Origin of the sequence: Mesorhizobium sp. 2RAF21 (assembly GCF_052115345.1) — a bacterium.
GTDB classification, from domain to species: domain Bacteria; phylum Pseudomonadota; class Alphaproteobacteria; order Rhizobiales; family Rhizobiaceae; genus Mesorhizobium; species Mesorhizobium terrae.
On the sequence record NZ_JBFRGM010000002.1, the window covers coordinates 410,935 to 432,497 of the forward strand.

A 21,563-nucleotide genomic window follows, 5' to 3' on the forward strand; every position below is an offset into this window, starting at 1 on the left:
CACCCCGCGCAACAATGCCCGAATTGGGAATAGGACGCCATATTCAAATGGGGAAATTGGATGCGCGTCCTATTGATCGAAGATGACAGGATGATCGGGGCCGGCCTGTCGACGGCTCTGGCCCGTCAAGGCATGAGTGTCGACTGGGTGCGCACCGGTCCAGACGGTTCCGAAGCACTGGCCTGCGGCGGTTACACGCTTGTGCTTCTCGATCTTAGTCTCCCTGGTCATTCTGGCATCGACGTTCTGAAATCAGCCCGACGTGCCGGAATCCATACGCCTGTTCTGATCATTACGGCGCGAGACGGGTTGGATGATCGTGTCGCCGGTCTTGATGTAGGTGCCGACGACTACATCGTAAAACCATTTGAGACACGCGAGTTGCTAGCGCGAATGCGGGCGGTCCTGCGACGTCACAACGGCGCGGCGCAGTCGTTGCTGGTCGCCGGCGAAACGACGCTCGATATTGCCAGCCATGAAGTGAGCTATCTCGGAGCAACCATCATGTTGCCGGCGCGGGAGTTCGCGCTAATGAACGCTCTTGTGGAGCGGCCTGGCGCGATCTTGTCGCGTTCACAAATCGAGGAACGGATTTACGGCTGGGGCGAAGAGGTCGAGAGCAACGCAGTCGACGTTCTCATTCATTCCATTCGCAAGAAATTCGATAGGAACATTATCCGCAATGTGCGCGGCGCCGGCTGGATGGTGCCAAAGAGCCGATCATGACATCGCTGCGACGCTCGGCGCTCATTTGGATTTCCATCCTGCTGACTGGGGTCGGCCTGATCGCATTCGCCGTGTCTTACGAAATGGCCCGCCGTGAGGCCGACGATTTTCTCGACGGCCAGTTGCGTCAGATCGCGCTGAATGCTGGCGAAGGCATTTCGGACACGACGGCCTCACCTGGCTCTCATGATCGAGAAGACGAATTCGTCATCGAGATTTGGTCGCTCGCGGGGGAATTGGTCCGTAAAACCCCGTTCGTTCCGGAGATCCCGCGTATCGACCGTCCTGGATATGCCACCATCGAGGCCCGGGGGGAAGCCTGGCGCGTCTATCTCGCGCGCGATGCCCAGCGGTCGGTGCAAGTCGCTCAACGCGTCAGGGTGCGGCAGGAAATGGCGGAACTTGCCGGGCTCCAGGCCGGCGTGCCGATCCTCATTCTCATGCCGTTGACGTGGCTGTTGTTCAGTTGGTTGCTCGGGCGGTTGACGGGACGTCTGCAACAACTCGCAGAAGCCATTGCCAAACGTAGCCTCGACAGTCGTGATCCCGTGCCGGCCGCCGAGGTGCCGGCTGAGGTTCTGCCGCTTGTCCAAGGAATGAATGTGCTGACCGGGCGCCTGCAGGATGCGCTCGACAAACAGAAGCGCTTCGTCGCGGATGCCGCGCACGAACTGCGCACGCCACTGGCGGCCTTGCAGATTCAGCTCGACAATTTGAGCACGACGACACACCAAATGGCAGCGATCGGCGAACTTCATTCCGGGCTGGACCGCGCCCGGAAACTGGTTGAGCAGTTGCTGCGCCTTGCCCGCACCGAAGACGCGTCCGGCGCCCAGACTTGGGAAATGATCGACCTTTCCGCGTTCATCACGCAATGTGTCGCGGACTTCATCCCCTTCGCCGAGGAAAAGGTGATCGATCTCGGTATGGTCAAAGCCGACCCAACGACAATATCGGGCTCACGCGCCGAACTTGCATTGCTGTTCGGCAATTTGATCGACAATGCGATCCGCTACACATCTCCTGGTGGTTCGGTCGATGTGTCCGTGATCCGCACGGCTTCTGGTTTTTCGGTAGAAGTGGCCGATACAGGCTGCGGTGTGGCCGAAGCCGACATCCCCCGGCTGTTCGACCGCTTTTTTCGCGCCGCCCCGCCCGATGTCGATGGCAGCGGGCTTGGTCTTTCGATCGCTGCGGCTGTCGCAAGGCGTCATGCTCTGTCCGTCGACATCGCAAACCGGAAAGATACCAACGGACTGGTTGTGCGTGTCAGCAAAAAGACGAGCGAAGCGGGTCCCGCTCATTCCTAGGTCTCTAGCACTATAGCGCTGTTCTTCGCCGCGCGGCGAATAGCTGCCCCGCCGCAGAACGCCAGGGTGCCGCTGCGAGCGTCACAGTCTCTCGATCGAAATCCCGAACGCGGTGGCGACGGGGGCTGATCGCGCGCGTCGGCCACGAGCTCGGCGAAATCGCGCTCACTTACCCCTAAGTCTGAATCAATAGGCCTTCGCTGGTCGATCGCGGGCAGACGGCTTTCCCGCCGCGCAATACTTGGGGGCGGCGGTCTCAAGCCGGAATCTGCAGATCGACCGGTCGCGGCATTGTTTGCCGCGACCGTCAGCGACCCCGACTTAGCTTTCGCAAGGAGAATTATGATGAACACATGGAATGGATCGAAACTTGCTGCTGCGACGGCCATCGCCTTCTCGCTCATCGCAGGTCCCGCTGCCGCCGAAGAGAATGCGTCCGACAAGGCGCAGATCATGTCCTCGGCCAAGATTTCGATAGCCGAAGCCATCGCCGCCGCCGAGAAGGAAACCGGCGGGAAAGCTGTCGAAACCGACATAAGGAACAGGGACGGCAACGCGCACTTCGAAATCACCATCCAGAAAGGCATGGAACGACAGGAAGTTCTCGTCGACGGTCAGACCGGGCAGGTCGTGAAAACCGTCGCGAACGACGGCGACGAAAACGACGAAGGCTGATCAAACCAAGGAGAATGACTTGACCCGGCGCGGCCAGGAGACTGGTCGCGCTTTTTTGTGGGACACGACAACAAACGCCGTCAATCAGTGCCACGGCAACAATCAAGTCGGGCAAGCTCACTCCCTCCTAAGTGTCTCGTGGTACCGCTTGCTTGATCCGCTCGGCCACGGAGCAAGCGCCCCGGTACAGCAGGTACCGAAGCCGACACCAGAAGAACGATATGCCCACCATCAGCCTGACCCTGGCGTTCTTGATCGCCTATGTCCTGATCCGTCTGGTTGGAGCCTCGATCGGCGACTTCCTCGCCAAACCTGTCATCGCGGGCGGACCTGGCCAGGTGATGTCTCCGTCCCTTCCTTCAGCGGTCGCATATGAGCGTAGCGGAGAACAATGACGATGCCTTTGACGGAAGATCTGACCATCATTGTGTCGCTCGTGATGGCGGCCCTCGCAATGGCCTACCTCGTTGCCTTGCGCTCTATCGATGCCCTGGCGAACGCGGCTGCTCGGATTATTGAAGCCGATCGTTCCACCGTCTCCAGGTTGTCTCGACGCATTAAAGCTTGGCTGCGTGCAAAACGTCCGCGTCTGTATGGATATCTCGCCCGCCGGCTCGATCCGCGCGTCTTCTTGGGCTTGCCTTTGACGCTGACTGTACTTGCCGCGCTCTATATCGCGGCTATCTTCGGCGGATTGGTCGAAGGCGTGCTTGAAAGCGACGGCGTCGTGCGCTTCGATCAAACGGTCAATACCGCACTTACACCCTGGCGTATCTCGCCACTGATCGATGTGTTTCGCTGGGTGACCATGCTCGGTGATGGACCAGTCATCATCACCATCGCGATTGTGTTGACAGCAATTCTGTCAATTACGCTGCGTTCCGCCTTCATTGTCCCTTTGTGGGTAGTGCTGGTCAGTGCGCAGGCGACAACTTGGTTGGGTAAACAGATAGTTGCGCGCCCCAGGCCTGAGTTTATCCAGGGGGTCGTCGAGACTTCATCGTCCTTTCCAAGCGGTCACGCCACCGCCATTACGGCGCTGTTCGGCTTCCTGGCCTATGCGTTCGCTCGCGATCTGCAGTCTCTCCGCAAACGGTTCGAGATCGTCTTCTGGACGGCTGTGCTGATCCTCGCGATCGACGTAAGTCGCGTCTTCTTATCGGTCCACTACCTATCCGACGTTCTCGCCGGCAACCTCGTTGGCTGCTTTTGGCTGCTTGTGGGCTTCGCTCTCACCGAGTGGAGGCGAGCTCGCAAGCAAGGTGTGTTTGGACAGCACGCTGCCATCAAGAAAGTCGCGGCTCAAGACGGTGCCCCCCGATCATGACCGAGTGCGATCGAAACGAACGATGGACGCTTGAACGAAAGACGGATTTCGACAATGCGCGCGCCCGGGCGAACCCATCAAGCGATTGGCAATCCACCGTTGAGGCCCTCGGCAAAATTGAAGCGCGCAGCGTTTGGACAAGTCTCGCGGTGGTGGCCACCCTGCTTATCGTTGCCCTGGCTATCGCCGCGCTGTAACTCCAGCCTCAAAATGATCGCATGGTCGGACGTACAGGCAACGATCTCCGGCGCGGCGCAGGTAAACCTCGCCAGTGCCGTGCTCCTCAAGCCAGGTCCTACGTTGCCTTCATCGGACATGATCTTTTGGCCTTGCACCATCTCGGTGAGCGGCGCGTGGGACTGACCACTGCGGTCGGCCGCCTTTCTTAGCCACACATTCACCTATACGCTTGGGTTCGACTTCCTGGCGAGCGGCGCAATTCGCATACTCGTCTACTCCTCAGTCGACATGGAACCGCGGTGGTGATCGCGTCGGCGCAGGCACATTCTGGTTAGGGTTGGAGCAGTGGACAGCGGCATCCGTTTGGTCGAGCTTGGGATGCGTTAAGGGCCGATGGCGGTGCCATCATGAGCTACGCCGTGGCAATCGCGCTCTCGGATCACGTTCTATCGTCGCCAATGTTAGCTGGCTTACCACGGCCCCACTTGGCGGCCGGACAACGTCCGGCGCGCCTTCGCGAATCCGCGATCGGTTGCAACGAAGCGCCCCAGCATCGGAACGATGAGTTTCCGCAGGCGCCACAGGCTCGCCACAAGAGATTCGAACAGCGCGACTATTGACACCGGAGATGTCCGCTTTTGGGAAACAATTTGGACCGTACGAATGACCGACATAAGGGCGAAAGCAGAGCCGCGGCTACCTCGAGCCCGATGAAACTGGCGCCAAGCACGACCGCGCGGCGCGCAGTGGCAGCGCGGCTCAAGGGCGACGACGGCGTTGAAGGTGACGCGGCGCAGGCCGTCGAAGTCGTCGAGGCGAGCTTTCACAAGCGGCTCAGCAGGTAACCGCTGAGCCCGCTCTCCCGAACTACGGTCTGGTCACTCGGCAAGTGAGGAAATCAACCACTGAAAAGGCTTGAGGGTCGCGCCGGCTCTCGAGATGATTGCTGGTTCAAATAGCCCTCGTTGGATTTCGGTGTCGGCCGCGCACCGCGTGCGCTGTTGGGGCCAAGGGTTTGTTCGACGCCTCGAACAGTCTGGCCAGTTTGTTTGCAATGGGAGTGCCAATGCCGGTGCACGGGTCTGGGCCGATGCGGGCGCGGTAGTAGCCGTTGTCGCCCTTGGTGATGTCGTTGAAGCAGGTCTGGTTGAGCCAGAGCTTCGGCGTCACCATGCCGAGTTTGCGCCCGAAGGCCGCGAACAGCCCGGCATAAAGCGGCGCCACGGCGCTGGTGCCGCCAATCACCTCCTGCTGGCCGTGCACGAAGACATTGTAGCCCGTATAGGGATCGGCATTGGCGGAGACGTCGGGCACCATGCGGCCCGGCCCGTGCGGCGCCCCGGCCTGCCAGGCCGGCATGGGCTGGAACAGTTCCGAGAAGCCACCACCGGTGCCGGAACCTCTCGGGTTGCCGGGGTCGTCGTTCCAGACGGTTTCCTCCGCATTGGCGCCGTGCGGCTTCATGGTGCCGCCGCAACCCACGGAGAATGGGCTCGAAGAAGGCAGATCGACATTGGCCGGGTCCGCGCCGCCGTCTGAGGAATCATTGTCGCCCGATGCGGCGAAGACGATCATGCCCGCCTTGGCCGCCGCCTCGGCCGCCGCATTCAGCCTGCCCGGGTAGTCGACGCCGGACGCCGTGGCCGCCGCCCTCCAGTTGGCCTCGTCGGAACCCCACGAGATCGAGCAGACATCGCAGCCGTCGGCCGCGGCGGCAGTGATGGCGGTCGCCATCGCATTCCAGTCGGTGGCATCGGCCCAGTAGACGCGGATGCTCGCAGCTTCGCCTGTAGCCACGGAATAGGCAGCGGCGGCAACTTGGATGTCGAGCGCGACCTCGCGGTCGGGATCGGAGGCCTGGTTGCCTGAATGTTTGTTCGGGTCGTTGCGGCCGGGGCCGACCGGTACGTCGATGATGGTCGGCGCGGGCAGGCCGGTCGAGCGGAAATAGGTGTCCATGTCCTTCTGCACCCAGCCGCCGCCGAGCTCGATGATGGCGATAACACCGCCACCGACGAGCCCTGTCGGCCACGAGTAGGCCTTGCACAGATCAGGCACGCTCCATGGTTCGGCGCCGGCGGCGGCTGGACGAAAGGCGCCAGCGCCACCGCCCGGCAACTTGAAATAAGGCCGGACGACGTTGGGCACCTCGCGCATCAGAGCCGCCCTCGCAAGAAGGCTTGCACGGCGCACGGAGACGGCCTGGTCGTACATGACTGCCAGGTCGGCTTTCATGGCCGTTCGCGAGCCGCCGTCGAGATAGATCATGTGGCCGGAAGGGTAGTTCCTGATGGTCAGGTTGCCGCGCACCTTGACGTCCGCGAGCGGCATGGCGTCCAGCGTCAGCCGGGTCTGGAAGAAGGGCGTCACCGAATCGTAATAGCCGTTTGCCGAGAGCACCAGCAGGCTCGGATTGGCGGCCATGGTGGCGGCGAGGTCGCCCGCCGTATAGAGCGTCGGGTTGCCCTGACCGTCAGGCTTCTGCACCGCGCCCGTCGGGTCGGTGTGGCTGAAATCCCAGAACTGGAACGCCTGGTCGTTGAGGTCGACGAAGTTCGAGGTGGCGGTAAACTTCAGATCGTTGTTGAGATAGCTGTTCCACATGGTGGTGTAGACGCCGCTCACCGCCACCATGGTGGGGTCGTTCATGCCGCCGTCCGGCGACACGATGGCCGCGATCCCTGTGTCTATACCCGTCACCCGCCCGTCATAGGCGCCCAGCGCCACGCCCTGGTCGCGCAGCAGTTCGATCAGGAAAGCGGAATGGCCGAGCCGGTCGGCCGCCTCGACATTCAGCCTCCAGGCGTCGAGCATGCCGGCGGGAAGGCCTAGATAGCGCCTCAACGTCTCCACAGCCGCAGAGTCCGCCTTGGGAAAAGCCTGCAGCGCCTGGGTGTAGGGACCCTGCGCGAACTGCGTTACGGTTTCCATGAATGAAGCGAGGTCCGGCGGCTGCGGCTCGATGCCGGTCTTCTTGTGAAACCACGCGTCGGCGGCAAACGTAGGCATCAGTCCGGCCGCGTTGGAGAAATTGGCGGGATAGTCGAGCACACTGGACTGCAGCGTGATGCCGTTGAGGTCGATGCCATCCTCGTGCAGTAGCCAGGCAAGCACGCAACTGCGGGTTGTGCCGTAGGATTCGCCGAACAGAAACCGCGGCGAGTTCCAGCGGTTGAAGGCGCTCAGATAACGCTTGATGAACTGCTTGATTGAGACGGCGTCCTGGTCGACGCCCCAGAAGTCGCGGTTCTTGAACGGTGCGATCGCCGCGGAATAGCCGGTGCCCACCGGGTTTATGTAGACGAGGTCGCTGCGGTCGATCAGGCTGTCGGGATTGTCCTCCATGGCGTAGGGCGGAGGCGGCGTGAAGCCCGGCATGCTGGTTCTGATGCGCCTGGGCGCGAAGGAGCCGAGCAGCAGGAACACCGACGACGAGCCAGGCCCGCCATTGTAGAAGAATGTCACCGGACGGGTGGTGGCATTCATACCGTCCGCCGTGAAGGCCACGTAGAAGAACTTTGCGGCGGGCTTCGAGCTCGACGGATCGACGGTGACGAGATGACCGGCAATGGCGGTATAGGGAACGGCAATCCCGTTCACCATGGCCACGTGGTGGGTGATTGCGGCGTTCTCGGTCGCGTCTGCAAGCGCGTCATCCGGCCCGGCCCCGTAGGCGGTGATGTCGAGGAACGGCTGATCTGGCTCAGGCTGGCCAATGCCCAAGCCGTTGTTGATCGTCTTCGCCATCGCCGGCCTCCAGAACCTCGAGTTCACATCCGCCGACACCGCTCGGCTGCCCCTCCCCCAGGCCAATGTCCTTCCGGCCAAATTTGTTAAATTCTTTTTCTATACTTCCACAATTTATTGAAACTGACGCAATACTCTACGCTTGTTTAGAAAGACCGACAAGTCTTGAACTCGGAAGTGGCCCAGTCAGTTCGACCCCACGTTTGCCAAGGAGCACGGGGCGCCCACCAAGCGAAGCGTGAATTTGAACACCTACGACGGTTCGGTTCATTCCAGGGCGGCTCATCATAAACGCATTCGCGAATATGAGATTGCCTTGGTTGTCAGCCTTCAACGGCCCTGTCGATGCATGTTTGGCTAGGAGGCAAAAATGGAACAGCTTCACAAGCTGCGGGGCATTTCCGACGAGGAGTCGCTGAAAACTGTCACCGACAAGCGCGCCGCCCAGCACCGGAAATCAGTACCGACCATCTTCGCGAGGCGCAGTGGGAAAGGTACGACCAACCTTTGATCCCCGGCTCGCCATGGCTGAAGTCTGCTTATGAGGAGTGCCAAAGGCACCTCGAATGTTGAAATGAAGGCGCAAAGCCGGCATGTGCAACTCAACGCTCCAGTTGGGGCTTGAATTCACCCTCTAACTAAACCTGCAAAAAATCGTATGGTGCGCGGGTTGCGATAGCCTGGAGGATAGCAGGCAAAATGGAGAGCCAATCCACGGACGGCAACTGGTGAGCTCGCCGAGGCCGAGGATTTCTTTGTTCACCTGAGCCTGGAGGCTGGTCATCCAGGACAGCTCAAGAAATTGGGGCAATTCCCAGGGCCTGGCGCGGCGTTTCCGATCCGCCGCACCGTCAGGCGAGAGCCCACTGCGGGTCTGCGGCGGCAAGTTTCTCAGCTTCCAACCGCCTCCAAAGGTCTCGCCACGATAGGTCCCGGACGAAACCGCTCATGCCTCCGCACGCTTCGGTCAGGGCAATGTTCCCCAGACGCTCGAGTATAGCTCCAATGCTTGTGGTACCAGCAGCCTTGAATAGATCGAACAGTTCCTCATTTCGTTCGATGACGCGATGTCCCCAGGCACCCGGCACATCATCCGTGGCAAGCGAATGCTGGAGGTCGGCGTCAATACCCGCCGCCTCGCTCGCGCGGGAGACAACATACCGTATCAGCGGGTAGTAGATTGGCTGGCGGCTGCCTCCGAGCACGCGCACACCGGGAAGGATGGCCAACACCAGAAACGCAAGAACCATGTTGGGGATGAGGCTGCGGTTCAACAACCCTCCGATGATTTCCGAAGCCGTGAAACGAACCACGGCTGCGCCACCGGCATGATGGACCAAATCCTCTCCCGACAGCCGAAGCGGCATCCGCTTTCCGTTTTCATAGAACCAGAAGAAGTCTGTCCCGCGCGCGAGCCAACCAGCCCAGGGCCCGGCAGCCAAATGATCGATTCCCTCCAGAATTCCCGATGCGACCTTTGGATTTCCCAGCAGACGCCTATGCAGCCAGGAAGTTTCGTCGGACAGGTGGTCGACGACCAGATCGGCGACATCCTCGTCATCGATCTGGAGAAAAGCACAATTGTTGCCGAACATTTTCGGCCAAAGAGCAATGTTTGCGGCCTTGATCGCACGTGCCGGTTTTTCGAACTGCGTCGGTGGAAGAAGATCACGGAGTTGTGCAAGCGCCTCGCTGGATGCCTCCGGCTCTACCGGTACAAGCTCGAACCGATAGGGCCCGAGTGCCGTGAGCAGGCCATAGCCGATCATCCGGCTTCGGCTGAGGCCAAAGATGTTGACCGCCTTTCCATCGACCGTTAGCCACCCCGGTCCCTTACGAGAACTTTCGACAAGGCTCACCGTCGAAACCGCATAGGAAACATAGGTCGAGCACCCATGCGCAGCGAGCCCAAGCAGACTGAAGGCATGTGTGTAACAGGCTTCCGGCTCAAGTATGAGGAGCAAGTGCGGGCCGGTCTGCAAGACGCGGCGATTTTCAAAATCCCGACAGATTTGAGCTACCGTTTCATCTGGCAGTCGATTGCGAATTGCCGCCTTGCGGATGACGTGGAGGAGCTTGTTGAAAGCGACAACCCGGCAGTCCGGCAGCGCTTTCGAAACAGGCGGGTCGAAAAGACGACAGGCATAATCGCGAACCGGCCGGGAGAAAAAAGGTTGCATCCACGGATATAGCACGGCCAGCGCCCGAAGGACCGCCTGTTTCCCCTCAGCGTTGTTTGCCAGACGGTCCACCTCTCAACTTGTCCCTCATCGATGTTCCGCACTCACCAATGGATATGCCGTGCCCCGTCGTTTTCTGCGTTCAATATCGTAACGGGATTTGCAATTCCTTGCGCCAAACCGCTTCGCCAGAAGCTAGAGCCGGCATTGGCGGCGGAAATCGGTTGGCGTGGTTCCGAACGCCCGCTTGAAAGCTGTCGTAAAGTGGCTGGAACTGCCGAAGCCGCACTCCATCGCGATTTCGGTCAATGACCGTCCGCTGCTGCGAAGCAGATCGCAAGATTTCTCCAGCCGGCGTTTCGCCCTGAATGCGTACGGCGTTATGCCGGTCGACTGCTTGAATGCCCGCCAGAGGTGGAAACGGCTAAGCCCTATCTCTCTTGCAAGATCGGGCAACGCCCACGCTTTGTCCAAGGTTTCCAGAACCTCCAGCACCTGCTTCAGGTCGAATGGCGACAAACCGCCCTTTGCCAGTTCGTGGGGCGCGCCATTCGCCCTGACCATCCGCCCGAGCAGTTGTATAGCCTGGGACTCCACCATGGCCAGGCCGAGAGGATCGGGCTGCCTGAGCTCGATGGCGATCCGCTGCAGCGCCAGCTCCACGATGCTGTCTCGAAACCCTATCGCGGGCGGCAGGTCTGCCAGACAATGGCGCACCGTTTCGCCAAACGTCTCCTCGGCGAACTGTCGTTCGACCGATACGAGAAGGTAGGACGCGGTCGCGTCGCCCTCGTCCCACCCGCTCCATCTCGTGCCGGCAGGAAGGCAGATCAACGAGCCGGCGCGCCGCGGCGAGAAGGAAATGCGGCGCCCGTCGATGAAATCCTCACCACGGAACGCTGCCCCCCTGAGGTTCAGGATGAATACATGGGCGGAGCAGGCGAGGTCTGTTTCCTGCCTCTCCAGGCCGGTTCGTTTGATCAAGTCCGCGCGCACGCGTCCCCAGCTCTGATACTGATGGACCAGGGTCTGGCACCGACACCGCCGGATGGTGCACGGATCACCGCAAAACACTTCTCCCACAGGAAAATACTCCCGCTTAAGTGGCAGCGTATTCCTGCGTCTCTACGAACCCTGAGTTATGACTTCATCCAGAAATAATTCATGGTTGGTGAAAGATGTGACTTTTATGAAAAAAAATCATTCCACTGAAAGCGATCAATCCCGCGCCAGCCTATTGGCGACTTCGACCTATACTCGACCCAGGTGAAACACTGCTTCGTTGATCATGAAGTTTCCCTCCGTCCTGTTGCGGCATCTCACCGAACGAGCGACTGTGGGAGGCATCTTGCATGCGAGGCCTCAAGGACTTCCTGGCCGAGTGCGATCTTGGGCCAAGAATCAACGAACTCAGCGGCTTCTTTGCAGCAACCGCCGCTGGCACGAGCGGCATGCCGGTGCGCAGGCCAATCGCTGATACACGCCTTCTCCCAAGCGAGGATCTCCTGCTCGCCATGGTGAAACTGCATGCCGCACGGCAAGGTTTCTTCGACCAGCACTATCACGGCAGCATCCCCTACAGGCTGGAGGAGGAGTGCCGTATGGCCTATGCAGTCCTCAATTGCGCGCGGCAGCGGGAGACTCCTTTTTTACTTTACAGCCTTGGAACGGCGGAAGGGACGATGGCGAGAACGCTGTCGGAGATGGCGAACGGCCAGATCCGGACGCTGTCATGCAGCCCCAACCCGGAAAATTATCGATGCTTCCTGGGTTATGGAGAGCCCCCGCACGCGGAGTTCTTCGTTGCACCTTTTCACAAGCTGACCAAGGACGTCATCAGTTCGGATAGCCGACTTGCGAGGTTCGCCGGCGGCTTCGATCTCATCCTGGAGGACACCACCTTCCAGATGTACTCCCCGAGCCGGGCGAAGCAGATCGAGTATGTCGCCCAGCACCTCAAGGCGGACGGCATATTCGTCTTTGTCGAGAAGTTCCGGGCGCGTGACGCGCAAGACTACCAACGCCGCGAGGAGCAAAAGGATTTCGGCTTCAAGGCGCGCTACTTTCCGAGAGACGACATCGAAAAAAAGAAAACTGCCGTCCTCGGCACCATGCACGACAATGAGGTAACGCTGTCGGAGATGTGTGACGCGATACATGCGCAATTCAGGCATTGCGTGATGACGTGGAACAGCGGCAACTTCTACAGCCTCGCGGCGAGCAACGCCCGGGAAAACCTGGACCTCTATCTGTCCCGGATGGCGCCTGCCGCGATCCCGCACGAATATGTCTACGACACCGGTCTGCCCCGCGAGCTCGATGAATGCCCCACGGAGCAGAACTGATAGGGCAGGCACGTTCGTGTCGGTGGAACCGGTTGAAGCCCGGCCTACCGAACCATCGCCGTCAGGCACCCTGCCCTTAACCTGGGTTTGAGTGGTGACGGACGCTCAAACATCAGCCTGCTCAACTTTCGCAAGGGCATGAGCGGTGAGAAACACCAAGAACGCGCTCCGCCGGCTGGACTATGTTTTCACGGCCGTTGACCAGGGCAGCTTCAGACAGGCCGCAAGGGTGCTGCATGTGAGGGAATCCAGCGTGAGCCGCAACGTCGTCGCACTCGAGCAATTTCTCGACATGCAGCTGTTCGAACGGAGCGCGCATGGCGTCCGTCCCACCGGAGCCGGCCGAGCCTGGATCGACGTCGCCAGAACACATTATGAGGGATTGCATCAAGCCCTGGCCGAAGGTGCGGGTGAGCCGCGCCGCCGCAACGCGCTCAGCATCGGCATATCCGGGCTGGTCGGACGCGCCTTCCTGACGCGCCTGATCCATCGTTTCCGCGACCTGTATCCGGAGGTTGGTCTCGTCATCGAGGATATTTCGCATGGACAGTGCCTGGCGGCGATACGGCGACGGCGTCTCGACGTCGTCTTCGTAAGAGGGGCCCAGGCCGACACGTCATGCTGCAGCGAAACGTTCGGTCACGAGCGCCTGTTCGTTCTCCTGCCGGTTCACCATCCCCTGGCGAACGAGGCCGCCATTACATGGGCAGATCTCGCGGACGAACGCTTGTTGATGCCCGCATGTCCGGAAACACCGTCTGCGCGTCCGCGGATGGCCGACCACATTACCGCCGAAGGCGCGGTCGTTCAGACATGCGGTAGCGCCAGCGAGATGACGGCGATCCTCAAGGTACAGCTTGGTCAGGGCGTGATCCTGGCGGGCGAATGCTTTGCCCGGTCAGTCGCCATCGATGCAACGACGTGGCTGCCACTCTGGGGCGAGAACAGTGTCTGTCCGATCAAAGCCCTGTGGCTGGGATCGAACCCGAAGAGGGCGCTGCTGCGACTGCTCGGGATTGCTAGAAATGTCGCAGGCCCGGTCTCGGACGAGCGTGGTTCCTCGCGGCACCAGAGTGGATAGCCAACCAGCCATCACCTGGTGGCATGAGGGTGTTCGTCATCCCCGTTTCAAGCCACCGATGAACGCTTCGCCTTGGAGAAACCTCGATCTGTCGCAATGAACTTTTCCAACATCGGCGCGATGAGACGGGCCGGCTCGGCCGGCGGACGGCCAGATTCCTGGCCGAGCAGGCTGGCATAGGCTGCGAGATCCCGGTGCAGTGCCGCCGGCAGCTCGATGGTGACCCTGACGGGCCTGTCGTCGGCAATCAGTCCAAGTTTCAGCTTTGTCATGGTCACTCCGTGTAGGGTTCGAGGACAAGATCGCGGGTCACGACGACGCGAACGGGGAAGCCAGGGCGAATGGTGAGCGTCGGTGGAACCTGCAATTGGCTGCGCACGATCTGCTGTCCAGCGTCGTTGATGGTCTCTTGCATGCCACGCCGGATGGCCGCGACCAGACGGCCGTCCTCGCTGACAGCCAGTTCGGTGCCGACCGCGAGCAAGGTTGAGAGCCCGGCGGCCTTGGCAAGGTCCCACCAATGATGGTCAACGCCATCCTGGAGACCGGCATAGCCCTGTGCGTCGGCGCCAGGCTGACGCTCGAGCACGACCGATCGGCCGTTCGGGAATATCAGGCGATTCCAGACCAAAAGGATCCTGCGTTGCCCGAACTGTGTGCCGTTGTCGTATTGGCCGACCATGCGTGCGCCCTGCGGAACGAGCAGGGACCGACCCGTCAAGCTGTCGTAGACGTTCTCTGTCACCTGCGCCGTGATCTGGCCGGGAAGGTCGGAGCGAATACCGGTTATGAGCGCAGCCGGGATGACCGCGCCTGCCTGAAGCACGAAAGGCGACGCTGGTTGCGTGACGCGATCCGCCGACGTGGTGCGTCGGTCGACGGGCGCGTCGAGGAAGGCCAGTTGCCTGTCCTGGATTGTCTGTTGACCCCGCAGACCGGCCGGATCGGGACCGCCGAGGCTCGGTGGAAGCGCGCCCGCCGGCCCCGCAGTCGCAACGCCAGGAGATGCCTGGAAGAAGATGCGGCTGGTGCGGGCTGCTTCCTCGTCCTGGCGGCGGCGTTGTTCCGCCTCGTCCACCGCCGGCGCCGTGATGACTGGCGGCGTCGCCGGCTGCCCCTTGTTCTGCGCCTCGAGGATCGGCCGGCCGAGGTCGCCGGGCAGCGGCGGGCCAAGCACCGGACCGGTGTAATCCCGCGGCAGGCCGGCCAGACCATCGGCGGGCTGTCTGTTGGTGGTCGAATAAAGCTCCTCGCCGGCATCTCCCGACATCGGCGTCCGCAGCGCGTAGATCAATGCACCGCCAAGGCCGAGCGAGGCGACGAGAGCAACGCTGGCGAGCGCCTTGCGCGACAGGCGGGTGACGCGCGGCGGCTCGGCTCGGAGCCGCATCGCCGAAGCAGCGCCGGCTTCTTTCTTCTCACTCATGACGGCCTCCCATCGGTGCGCCCGATCCTGACGGTCTGCTGTGTCCTGCCGCTGCCAAGGCGCAGTTCGGCAGCGCCGAAGAGCCGGTCGACGATCAGCAGGTTGCGGTGAATCCGGCAGTTGGCGATCTGCGCTTCCCCCTCGGGGCCGATCACGAAGATCGGCGGCATCTCGCCCTGCACGATGCCACGTGGAAACTCGACATAGACGCGCCGGCCATCGTCATAGACCGCTACCGGCTTCCATGGCGGGTTGTCGCCGCTCAGCCCATAGCGATAGTTGCGAGCCGCCATAGCCTGGATGAGGGGCGTCGCAGCGGTACTGTCCTTGCTCCCCGGAACTCTCGGATAGGCCCAGGACACGGCCGGCATGTAAGATTTCTGGCCCGAGCGCAGTTCAAGCATGTAGGTCCGCCGATCCGTGGTGATGATCAGGTTGGTCGTGATATCGGGACGCGAGGGCTTCACCAGCACATGGACACGGCGGGTCATTCCGGAACCCGATTCCGTGTCGCCGATGATCCATCTGGCGGTGTCGCCCGCCGCGATCGGCCCCGCACCGGCCAGGCTTTCGCCCAGCTCGAGGGCGATGTCGGTGATCTGCCCTGGCGCGGCGTAAACCTGGTAGAGTGCACCTTCCGACCACGGATAGACTTGGATTGCATTGTAATAACCCTGGCGGCGGGGTTCGACGCGGGCTGCCGCATTGGCGTTTTCGACCCGTGCCGCGGGCGCGCCTGCCGCTGCACCACCCCGGGCGGGAGACCAGGCCGGGGGAACATGCAGGGGCTTCGGTCGATCATCGCTGACGGACGTGGCAAGAACCGGCAAGGGCGGAACGTCGCGGTCATACAGGATCTGCGGCGGCTTCTGGGGCGTGGCACAGCCAACAAGCATTGCTGCCGAAACCAGCAGGAACAGCAGGGCAGATCTCGAAAGAGCCGAGGCGAGGACGGGATGGCGTTGAGCATTTCGATCCTTGCGGACCAGCAACCGGTTCATTGGCTCATCTCCCGCGACCACGAGATTGCGTTGACGTAGATGCCAAGCGGATTGGCCCGAAGCTGGTCTGCGTCGCGCGGCGGCTCGACAACGATGGTCAGGATCGCCGTCCACCGCTCGGTCGTGGAGAGCTGGCCGTTTTCGTATTGCCTTTCGGTCCAGGCGACGCGGAAGCTGTCCGGCGACGCGCGAATGACCGATGAGACTTCGACGGAAATCTGCCGCTTGCCGAGCTTTGCGAACGGATCGTTGGCGCGGGCGTAGTCGTTGAGCGCGGCCGCACCCCGATCGCTCGTCCACTCATAGGCGCGAAGCCAGTTCTGGCGCACGATGACGGGATCGGCCGGGATCGCGCGAACCTGCTCGACGAAGCGAGCCAGATGCCACGCGACCTGCGGATCGGTTGGCCGGTAGCTCCCAGTCGCCGGCGCGATCGCCTGAGCCTGGCCGAGGACGTCCACCTGGACCACCCAGGGCACCACGGTTCCGCGCGCCGACTGCCACACGAAGGCGGCGGCAAGGCCGGTGGAGAGGATCAGCGACCCGAATGCCATGTAGCGCCAGTTGCTGGCCTGGACGCGGGCCGAGCCGATGCGCTCATCCCAGACCTGCGCGGCGCGCTGGTAGGGCGTTTCCGGCTGAGGGGTCTTTCCATAGTGGGTGGCGGGTCGCTTGAACGGGTTCACGAGTTGTCCCTTTCGGAAAGGTTGACGGATGTACCGGGGCCGTGGCTGTCGCCGGATCGGACCGCATGCACTGCGGCGTCGACGCCGTGGCCGATGTGTCTGCCGCGTCTCATGCGCTGCGCCCAGGCCGGCGGCCCTTCGTCGGTTGCAATCGAGGAGGTATGGGATGAAGGCTCCGACGCGCCGCCGGTACCGGTGCCCGCCTTGCTGACGAACGCGCCGCCAGTGGCACTCACCGCGTTCCGGCTACCTTGTTCGAAACCATCCTTGATGCCGTCAGCGGCGGAAACCAGCGTCCGCCGAAGGGGTGAAAGAGCCGCGTTCGCCGCCGCGACGGCGACACCGCCAACCCCTCCGGTGACGCTGCTCTTGCCGCTCCCGTCCATCGCGCCCAGTTGGTAGGCCCCCGACATTGCTCCCGCTGCCGTCGCTCCAGCGCGGACAGCAGCGGCACCACCCGATAGCGCCGCGGTCCCACCCCTGGCGGCGAGGAACGCTCCCCCGCCGGCGCCAAGAACCGCTCCACCGGCTGCCAGGCCGGTGCCGGCGGCGGCACCCGCGCCGAGTTGCGGGCCACCGCTGACCAGGCCGGATGCGATGCCGGGACCGAAAATGCCCAGCCCAAGCAGCGACAGCGCGGCCAGCACCACCGCCATGGCGTCGTCGACGGTCGGCGTTCGCCCGCCGAAACCTTGCGTGAACTGGCCAAACAGGGTCGAACCGATGCCAATGACGACGGCGAGCACCAGGACCTTGATGCCCGAGGAAATGACGTTGCCGAGGACGCGTTCGGCCATGAACGCGGTCTTGCCGAAAAGGCCGAAGGGGATCAGGACGAAACCCGCCAGCGTCGTCAGTTTGAATTCAATCAGTGTCACGAACAGTTGAATGCTGAGAATGAAGAAGGCGAGAATGACCAGCGCCCAGGCGAAGAGCAGGCAGGCGATCTGGATGAAATTCTCGAAGAACGCCACCCAGCCCATCAGGTCGGAGATGGACTCCAGCAACGGCCGCGCGGCGTCCAGCCCTGTCTGCGCCACCTTTCCCGGACGCATCAGATCCTGCACGGTGAAGCCCGTTCCGCTCGCCTTGAGGCCGAGGCCGGCGAAACTGTTGAAGACGATCCTTGCGAGATCGCTCCAGTTGGAGATCAGATAGGCGAAGACGCCGACGAACAGCGTCTTCCTGACCAGTCGCGCGACGATGTCCTCCTCCGCGCCCCAACTCCAAAACAGCGCGGCCAGGGTCACGTCGATGGCAATCAGCGTCGAGGCGATGAAACTGACCTCGCCACCAAGCAGGCCAAAGCCGGAATCGATGTAACGGGCGAAGACTGCAAGGAAATTGTCGATGACGCCGGTACCGCCCATGGATCAGTGCCCCGTACCTGTGGTCTGCGGCTTTGGGTCTGTCCTGCCGAGAAAGCGGTCGCGGGTTTCGGCCCAGACGCGCAGGCATCCGGCATCGTCCGACGCTTTCTGTCCAAGGCGCTGGCAGCGGCGCTGGCCTTCACGCAGGGCGTTGTGATCGGACTGGATGACTGGCCTGGACGCCAGCGGGACTGGCTCCATGTTACCGGCCAGCCCGAGCGCCACCGCCGTGACGACGATGGCGGCCACCACAATTGTGGCCGTTCGGGCAAGCATCCTGCGGTTCATAGAGCCGTCCTCACTTGCGGTTGAACATCTGCGCATTGCCGGGCTGGTAGCCGCTGCCTGGCGCGAGGAAACGACGGCGTTGCTCGCGTCCCTGCGTCACCGCCGCGGCGCGCTCCGCTTCGGTCAGCGCACCGGCGCGGCCGTTGGCAGCGAGCAGCGCAACGAGATCGGAAAGCTGTTGCGACTGAAGGGCGAGGAGCTGGTTACCGGCCTGGGCTGCCTGAAGCGCGCCTGTAGCGCCCTGGCTCTGACCGACGAGCTCGGACATTTGAGTGCGGTTGGCGTCGATGTTGCCAACGACACTGGCCTGCACGCGCATCGCGTCCTGTAAGCCGCCGACCGTATTGCGCCAGCGCGATCGTGCATCGGCGACGAGACGCTGGTCCGTCGCCGACATTGATGCTTCGCCATATTGCTGCCGGAAGGCTTGATCGATCTGCTGCACGTCGAAGGCGATGTTGTGTGCTTGCTGCAGCAGTTGCTGCGTCCGCTGCGTCGCTTTCTGAAGCTGCTGCAGTGCTGAGAAAGGCAGGCTCGCGAGATTGCGCGCCTGGTTCATCAGCATCTGAGCCTCGTTCTGAAGCGAGGTGATCTGGTGACTGATCTGTTCCAGGGAACGCGCGGCCGTGAGCACGTTCTGGGCGTAGTTGCTGGGATCGAAAACAAGCCGCCAAGCATGCGCCTGTGGGGCCAGGACAGGCGAAAGCGCAAGTGGCGCGGTGAGCACCGCCACGGCCAGCAGTTGGGCGCGCGCGTTGAAACGGGTCATGGGCGGACCTCCTTTTGGTTTTCAGGGATGGGGGCGTGGAATTTGGGAAGAAGATCGGCCGCCCAGTTCACACCGCGGGCCCTGAACCAGGCGTCGAGGAAGCCTTCGCGGCCGTTCTCTTCGAGAACACGGGCAATGAGCGCCTGATCGGACTTGGCGGATGCGGCGCAAAGCGCGAGACCGACTTCCGACAGCCCCAGCTCGAACAGACGATTTCCCTGGCGGCTTTGGCAGTAGTAATCCCGTTTCGGTGTCGCCCGGGCGAGGATCTCGATCTGCCGGTCGTTCAGGCCAAAACGCCTGTAGATTGCCGTGATCTGTGGCTCTATCGCTCGCTCATTCGGCAAGAGGAGCCGCGTAGGACAGCTCTCGATAATGGCCGGCGCAATGACGGACCTGTCGATGTCGCTGAGAGACTGGGTGGCGAAAACAACCGATGCATTCTTCTTGCGCAGCGTCTTCAGCCAGGCGCGAAGCTGATCGGAGAACCCCTCGTCATCCAGCGCAAGCCAGCCCTCATCGATGATGAGCAACGTCGGCCGGCCATCGAGCCGGACGCCGATGCGGTGGAAGAGGTAGGCGAGCACCGCCGGTGCCGCTCCGGTTCCGACCAGACCTTCGATCTCGAATGCCAGGACCTGCGAATTGCCAAGAAGCTCGGCCTCGGCGTCAAGCAAGCGGCCATACGCACCGCCGACGCAATAGGGGCGCAATGCCTGCTTCAGATCGTTGGACTGCAGCAGCACGCTGAAACCGGTAATGGTCCGCTCTTCGATGGGTGCGGAAGCAAGCGAGACCAGTGCCGTCCAGATGTGCTCCTTTGCCTGCGGGGTTACGGGGACACCTTCACGCATGAGGATCGCTGCGATCCAGTCGCCGGCCCAGGCGCGCTCATGGGGATCATGGACGTGCGCAAGCGGCTGCAGGGAGACCGATGCGTCCGACCCGTCGGTCAGGCCGCCGAGATCATGCCAGTCGCCGCCCATCGCAAGCACGGCCGCCCGGATCGAGCCGCCGAAATCGAAGGCGAAGACGCGCCCCTGCTCGTAACGGCGGAACTGAAGTGCCATCAAGGCAAGCAGCACGGACTTGCCCGCGCCGGTCGGGCCGACCACCAGCGTGTGGCCGACGTCTCCGACATGTAGGGAAAACCGGAACGGGGTCGAGCCTTCGGTCCTGCCGTAAAGCAGCGGCGGCGCGTCGAAGTGCTCGTCCCGTTCCGGCCCCGCCCACACGGCACTGAGGGGGATCATGTGGGCGAGATTCAAGGTGCTGACCGGAGGCTGACGGACATTGGCGTAGGCATGTCCCGGCAGGGAACCAAGCCACGCGTCGACCGCGTTGACGGTTTCGACCATCGCGGTGAAATCGCGCCCCTGGATCACCTTCTCGGCCAGCCGCAGCTTCTCGTCGGCACGGCGCGGATCGGCGTCCCAGACTGTGATCGTCGCGGTGACATAGGCCATGCCGGTGACGTCGGCGCCGAGTTCCTGCAGGGCGGTGTCGGCGTCGGCCGCCTTGTTGGCCGCATCGGTGTCCACGAGCACGGATTGCTCGCTGGTCATCACCTCCTTCAGGATCGCGGCGATCGATTTGCGCTTGGCGAACCATTGCCGCCTGATCTTGGTCAGCAGCCGGGCCGCGTCGGTCTTGTCGAGCAGGATGGCGCGGGTCGACCAGCGATAGGGAAAGGCCAGCCGGTTGAGATCGTCGAGCAGGCCGGGCGTCGTCGCTGTCGGGAAACCGACAATGGTCAGGATGCGAAGATGCTGGTCACCCAGGCGCGGCTCCAGCCCGCCGGTCAGGGGCTGATCGGCCAGCAGCGCGTCGAGATAGACGGGTGTTTCCGGGACCCGGATGCGCTGGCGATGTGTCGAGACGCAGGAATGCAGGTAGCTCAGCGTTTCGCTGTCGTCCAGCCATGCGCATTCCGGCATCATGCCTTCAAGCAGCGCCAGCACGCGCGCTGTCCGATCGGCGAAGGCACGCACCACCTCGCGCGGATCGAGTTGAGACCGTTCGCGCCCCTCATAGAGCCAGATTTCGGCGCGCGCTGCCTCCTCGGCCGGCGGCAGGTAGAGGAAGGTGAGCAGGTATTGCGATTCAAAATGCGCGCCGGCTTCCTCGAAGCCGGCCTTGCGCTCGGCGTCGAGCATGGCAGATGCCGGATCGGGAAAAATGCTGTCGGGATAGATCGAGGCCTCGCGCCGCTGCGCCTCCACGAAGATGCTCCAGCCGGAGCCGAGCCGGCGAAAGGCGTTGTTGATGCGGCTGGCGGCAGCGACCAGTTCTGCCGCTACGACGGAATCGAGATCCGGGCCGCGAAACCTGGCGCTGCGCTGCAGGCTACCGTCCTTGTTGAGCACGATGCCTTCGCCAACGAGCGCCGCCCAGGGCAGATAGTCGGCGAGGCGGCTGGCGCTGCGGCGATATTCAGCGAGGTTCATCATCG

21 protein-coding genes and 1 pseudogene are annotated in these 21,563 nt (G+C 62.3%); 10 read left to right on the top strand and 12 right to left on the bottom strand.

Annotated features, from left to right (window positions below; genetic code table 11):
- Positions 1-60: 60 nt before the first annotated feature.
- The 6 genes from AB4136_RS04705 (at position 61) to AB4136_RS04730 (ending at position 4,235) form a co-directional block, all read left to right on the top strand.
- On the top strand, positions 61-726 hold the full coding sequence (locus tag AB4136_RS04705; protein WP_065997604.1) for a response regulator: 666 nt from the start codon (positions 61-63) through the stop codon (positions 724-726).
- A complete protein-coding gene (locus tag AB4136_RS04710) occupies positions 723-2,036 on the top strand; it encodes an ATP-binding protein (protein WP_065997605.1) in 1,314 nt (437 codons plus the stop codon). Before AB4136_RS04705 ends, AB4136_RS04710 begins: the two co-directional genes overlap by 4 nt.
- 345 nt (positions 2,037-2,381) lie before the next feature.
- Entirely contained in the window at positions 2,382-2,711 is a 330-nt protein-coding gene (locus AB4136_RS04715; protein WP_065997606.1) for a PepSY domain-containing protein, read from the top strand.
- A gap of 221 nt (positions 2,712-2,932) precedes the next feature.
- Entirely contained in the window at positions 2,933-3,106 is a 174-nt protein-coding gene (locus AB4136_RS04720; protein ID WP_167523846.1) for a hypothetical protein, read from the top strand.
- On the top strand, positions 3,103-4,038 hold the full coding sequence (locus AB4136_RS04725; protein WP_083237704.1) for a phosphatase PAP2 family protein: 936 nt from the start codon (positions 3,103-3,105) through the stop codon (positions 4,036-4,038). The genes AB4136_RS04720 and AB4136_RS04725 overlap by 4 nt, the downstream gene beginning before the upstream one ends.
- On the top strand, positions 4,035-4,235 hold the full coding sequence (locus tag AB4136_RS04730; RefSeq protein WP_137901757.1) for a hypothetical protein: 201 nt from the start codon (positions 4,035-4,037) through the stop codon (positions 4,233-4,235). Before AB4136_RS04725 ends, AB4136_RS04730 begins: the two co-directional genes overlap by 4 nt.
- A gap of 453 nt (positions 4,236-4,688) precedes the next feature.
- On the opposite strand, the pseudogene AB4136_RS04735 reads toward AB4136_RS04730, so the two are convergent.
- Positions 4,689-4,787 (bottom strand): annotated as a pseudogene (locus AB4136_RS04735) (DUF2274 domain-containing protein); the annotation flags it as partial.
- Positions 4,788-4,928: 141 nt separating this feature from the next.
- On the opposite strand from AB4136_RS04735, the gene AB4136_RS04740 reads away from it, so the two are divergent.
- Positions 4,929-5,063: a hypothetical protein gene (locus AB4136_RS04740; RefSeq protein ID WP_280939933.1), complete on the top strand. Its 135-nt coding sequence runs from the start codon at positions 4,929-4,931 to the stop codon at positions 5,061-5,063.
- Between the two features lie 106 nt (positions 5,064-5,169).
- Here AB4136_RS04740 and AB4136_RS04745 read toward each other — a convergent pair whose 3' ends face one another.
- Entirely contained in the window at positions 5,170-7,965 is a 2,796-nt protein-coding gene (locus tag AB4136_RS04745; protein ID WP_065997615.1) for a S10 family serine carboxypeptidase-like protein, read from the bottom strand.
- Between the two features lie 370 nt (positions 7,966-8,335).
- On the opposite strand from AB4136_RS04745, the gene AB4136_RS04750 reads away from it, so the two are divergent.
- The gene (locus tag AB4136_RS04750; RefSeq protein WP_167523847.1) at positions 8,336-8,476 is read left to right on the top strand and encodes a hypothetical protein; all 141 of its coding nucleotides are present in this window, start codon (positions 8,336-8,338) and stop codon (positions 8,474-8,476) included.
- 340 nt (positions 8,477-8,816) lie between these two features.
- On the opposite strand, the gene AB4136_RS04755 is transcribed toward AB4136_RS04750, so the two are convergent.
- Positions 8,817-10,217 carry a hypothetical protein gene (locus tag AB4136_RS04755; RefSeq protein ID WP_065997617.1) on the bottom strand — a complete coding sequence of 467 codons (1,401 nt, stop codon included), beginning with the start codon at positions 10,215-10,217 and terminating at the stop codon, positions 8,817-8,819.
- A gap of 123 nt (positions 10,218-10,340) precedes the next feature.
- Positions 10,341-11,129, bottom strand: a complete 789-nt coding sequence (locus tag AB4136_RS04760; RefSeq protein ID WP_245317484.1) for a helix-turn-helix transcriptional regulator — start codon at positions 11,127-11,129, stop codon at positions 10,341-10,343.
- Positions 11,130-11,497: 368 nt separating this feature from the next.
- Between AB4136_RS04760 and AB4136_RS04765 the strand changes: the two genes are divergently transcribed.
- Together AB4136_RS04765 and AB4136_RS04770 are read left to right on the top strand one after the other, a co-directional pair.
- Positions 11,498-12,490 (top strand): class I SAM-dependent methyltransferase, encoded by a 993-nt coding sequence (locus AB4136_RS04765; protein WP_065997621.1) that lies wholly within the window; start codon positions 11,498-11,500, stop codon positions 12,488-12,490.
- Positions 12,491-12,635: 145 nt separating this feature from the next.
- Positions 12,636-13,571 carry a LysR family transcriptional regulator gene (locus AB4136_RS04770; protein ID WP_065997623.1) on the top strand — a complete coding sequence of 312 codons (936 nt, stop codon included), beginning with the start codon at positions 12,636-12,638 and terminating at the stop codon, positions 13,569-13,571.
- 47 nt (positions 13,572-13,618) lie between these two features.
- Here AB4136_RS04770 and AB4136_RS04775 read toward each other — a convergent pair whose 3' ends face one another.
- From AB4136_RS04775 to trbE, 8 genes are all read right to left on the bottom strand, one after another.
- Positions 13,619-13,843 (bottom strand): DUF2274 domain-containing protein, encoded by a 225-nt coding sequence (locus AB4136_RS04775; protein WP_065997625.1) that lies wholly within the window; start codon positions 13,841-13,843, stop codon positions 13,619-13,621.
- A gap of 2 nt (positions 13,844-13,845) precedes the next feature.
- On the bottom strand, positions 13,846-14,997 hold the full coding sequence (locus AB4136_RS04780) for a TrbI/VirB10 family protein (RefSeq protein WP_065997627.1): 1,152 nt from the start codon (positions 14,995-14,997) through the stop codon (positions 13,846-13,848).
- The gene (trbG, locus tag AB4136_RS04785) at positions 14,994-15,893 is read right to left on the bottom strand and encodes a P-type conjugative transfer protein TrbG (RefSeq protein ID WP_245317494.1); all 900 of its coding nucleotides are present in this window, start codon (positions 15,891-15,893) and stop codon (positions 14,994-14,996) included. The genes AB4136_RS04780 and trbG overlap by 4 nt, the downstream gene beginning before the upstream one ends.
- Before the next feature lie 101 nt (positions 15,894-15,994).
- A complete protein-coding gene (gene trbF, locus AB4136_RS04790) occupies positions 15,995-16,684 on the bottom strand; it encodes a conjugal transfer protein TrbF (protein WP_065997629.1) in 690 nt (229 codons plus the stop codon).
- Entirely contained in the window at positions 16,681-18,054 is a 1,374-nt protein-coding gene (gene trbL / locus AB4136_RS04795; protein ID WP_065997636.1) for a P-type conjugative transfer protein TrbL, read from the bottom strand. The genes trbF and trbL overlap by 4 nt, the downstream gene beginning before the upstream one ends.
- A 3-nt stretch (positions 18,055-18,057) precedes the next feature.
- Positions 18,058-18,342, bottom strand: a complete 285-nt coding sequence (gene trbK-alt / locus AB4136_RS04800; RefSeq protein WP_065997638.1) for a putative entry exclusion protein TrbK-alt — start codon at positions 18,340-18,342, stop codon at positions 18,058-18,060.
- 10 nt (positions 18,343-18,352) lie between these two features.
- The gene (gene trbJ / locus AB4136_RS04805) at positions 18,353-19,111 is read right to left on the bottom strand and encodes a P-type conjugative transfer protein TrbJ (RefSeq protein ID WP_065997640.1); all 759 of its coding nucleotides are present in this window, start codon (positions 19,109-19,111) and stop codon (positions 18,353-18,355) included.
- On the bottom strand, positions 19,108-21,561 hold the full coding sequence (gene trbE, locus AB4136_RS04810; RefSeq protein ID WP_065997642.1) for a conjugal transfer protein TrbE: 2,454 nt from the start codon (positions 21,559-21,561) through the stop codon (positions 19,108-19,110). Before trbE ends, trbJ begins: the two co-directional genes overlap by 4 nt.
- Between the last annotated feature and the right edge of the window lie 2 nt (positions 21,562-21,563).

Bases quoted from the DNA above. Each gene is read 5' to 3' on its own strand.
- AB4136_RS04705 (WP_065997604.1), top strand. From the start codon at position 61: ATGCGCGTCCTATTGATCGAAGATGACAGGATGATCGGGGCCGGCCTG.
- AB4136_RS04710 (WP_065997605.1), top strand. From the start codon at position 723: ATGACATCGCTGCGACGCTCGGCGCTCATTTGGATTTCCATCCTGCTG.
- AB4136_RS04715 (WP_065997606.1), top strand. From the start codon at position 2,382: ATGAACACATGGAATGGATCGAAACTTGCTGCTGCGACGGCCATCGCC.
- AB4136_RS04720 (WP_167523846.1), top strand. From the start codon at position 2,933: ATGCCCACCATCAGCCTGACCCTGGCGTTCTTGATCGCCTATGTCCTG.
- AB4136_RS04725 (WP_083237704.1), top strand. From the start codon at position 3,103: ATGACGATGCCTTTGACGGAAGATCTGACCATCATTGTGTCGCTCGTG.
- AB4136_RS04730 (WP_137901757.1), top strand. From the start codon at position 4,035: ATGACCGAGTGCGATCGAAACGAACGATGGACGCTTGAACGAAAGACG.
- AB4136_RS04740 (WP_280939933.1), top strand. From the start codon at position 4,929: ATGAAACTGGCGCCAAGCACGACCGCGCGGCGCGCAGTGGCAGCGCGG.
- AB4136_RS04745 (WP_065997615.1), bottom strand. From the start codon at position 7,965: ATGGCGAAGACGATCAACAACGGCTTGGGCATTGGCCAGCCTGAGCCA.
- AB4136_RS04750 (WP_167523847.1), top strand. From the start codon at position 8,336: ATGGAACAGCTTCACAAGCTGCGGGGCATTTCCGACGAGGAGTCGCTG.
- AB4136_RS04765 (WP_065997621.1), top strand. From the start codon at position 11,498: ATGCGAGGCCTCAAGGACTTCCTGGCCGAGTGCGATCTTGGGCCAAGA.
- AB4136_RS04775 (WP_065997625.1), bottom strand. From the start codon at position 13,843: ATGACAAAGCTGAAACTTGGACTGATTGCCGACGACAGGCCCGTCAGG.
- AB4136_RS04780 (WP_065997627.1), bottom strand. From the start codon at position 14,997: ATGAGTGAGAAGAAAGAAGCCGGCGCTGCTTCGGCGATGCGGCTCCGA.
- trbG (WP_245317494.1), bottom strand. From the start codon at position 15,893: ATGCTTGTTGGCTGTGCCACGCCCCAGAAGCCGCCGCAGATCCTGTAT.
- trbL (WP_065997636.1), bottom strand. From the start codon at position 18,054: ATGGGCGGTACCGGCGTCATCGACAATTTCCTTGCAGTCTTCGCCCGT.
- trbK-alt (WP_065997638.1), bottom strand. From the start codon at position 18,342: ATGAACCGCAGGATGCTTGCCCGAACGGCCACAATTGTGGTGGCCGCC.
- trbJ (WP_065997640.1), bottom strand. From the start codon at position 19,111: ATGACCCGTTTCAACGCGCGCGCCCAACTGCTGGCCGTGGCGGTGCTC.
- trbE (WP_065997642.1), bottom strand. From the start codon at position 21,561: ATGATGAACCTCGCTGAATATCGCCGCAGCGCCAGCCGCCTCGCCGAC.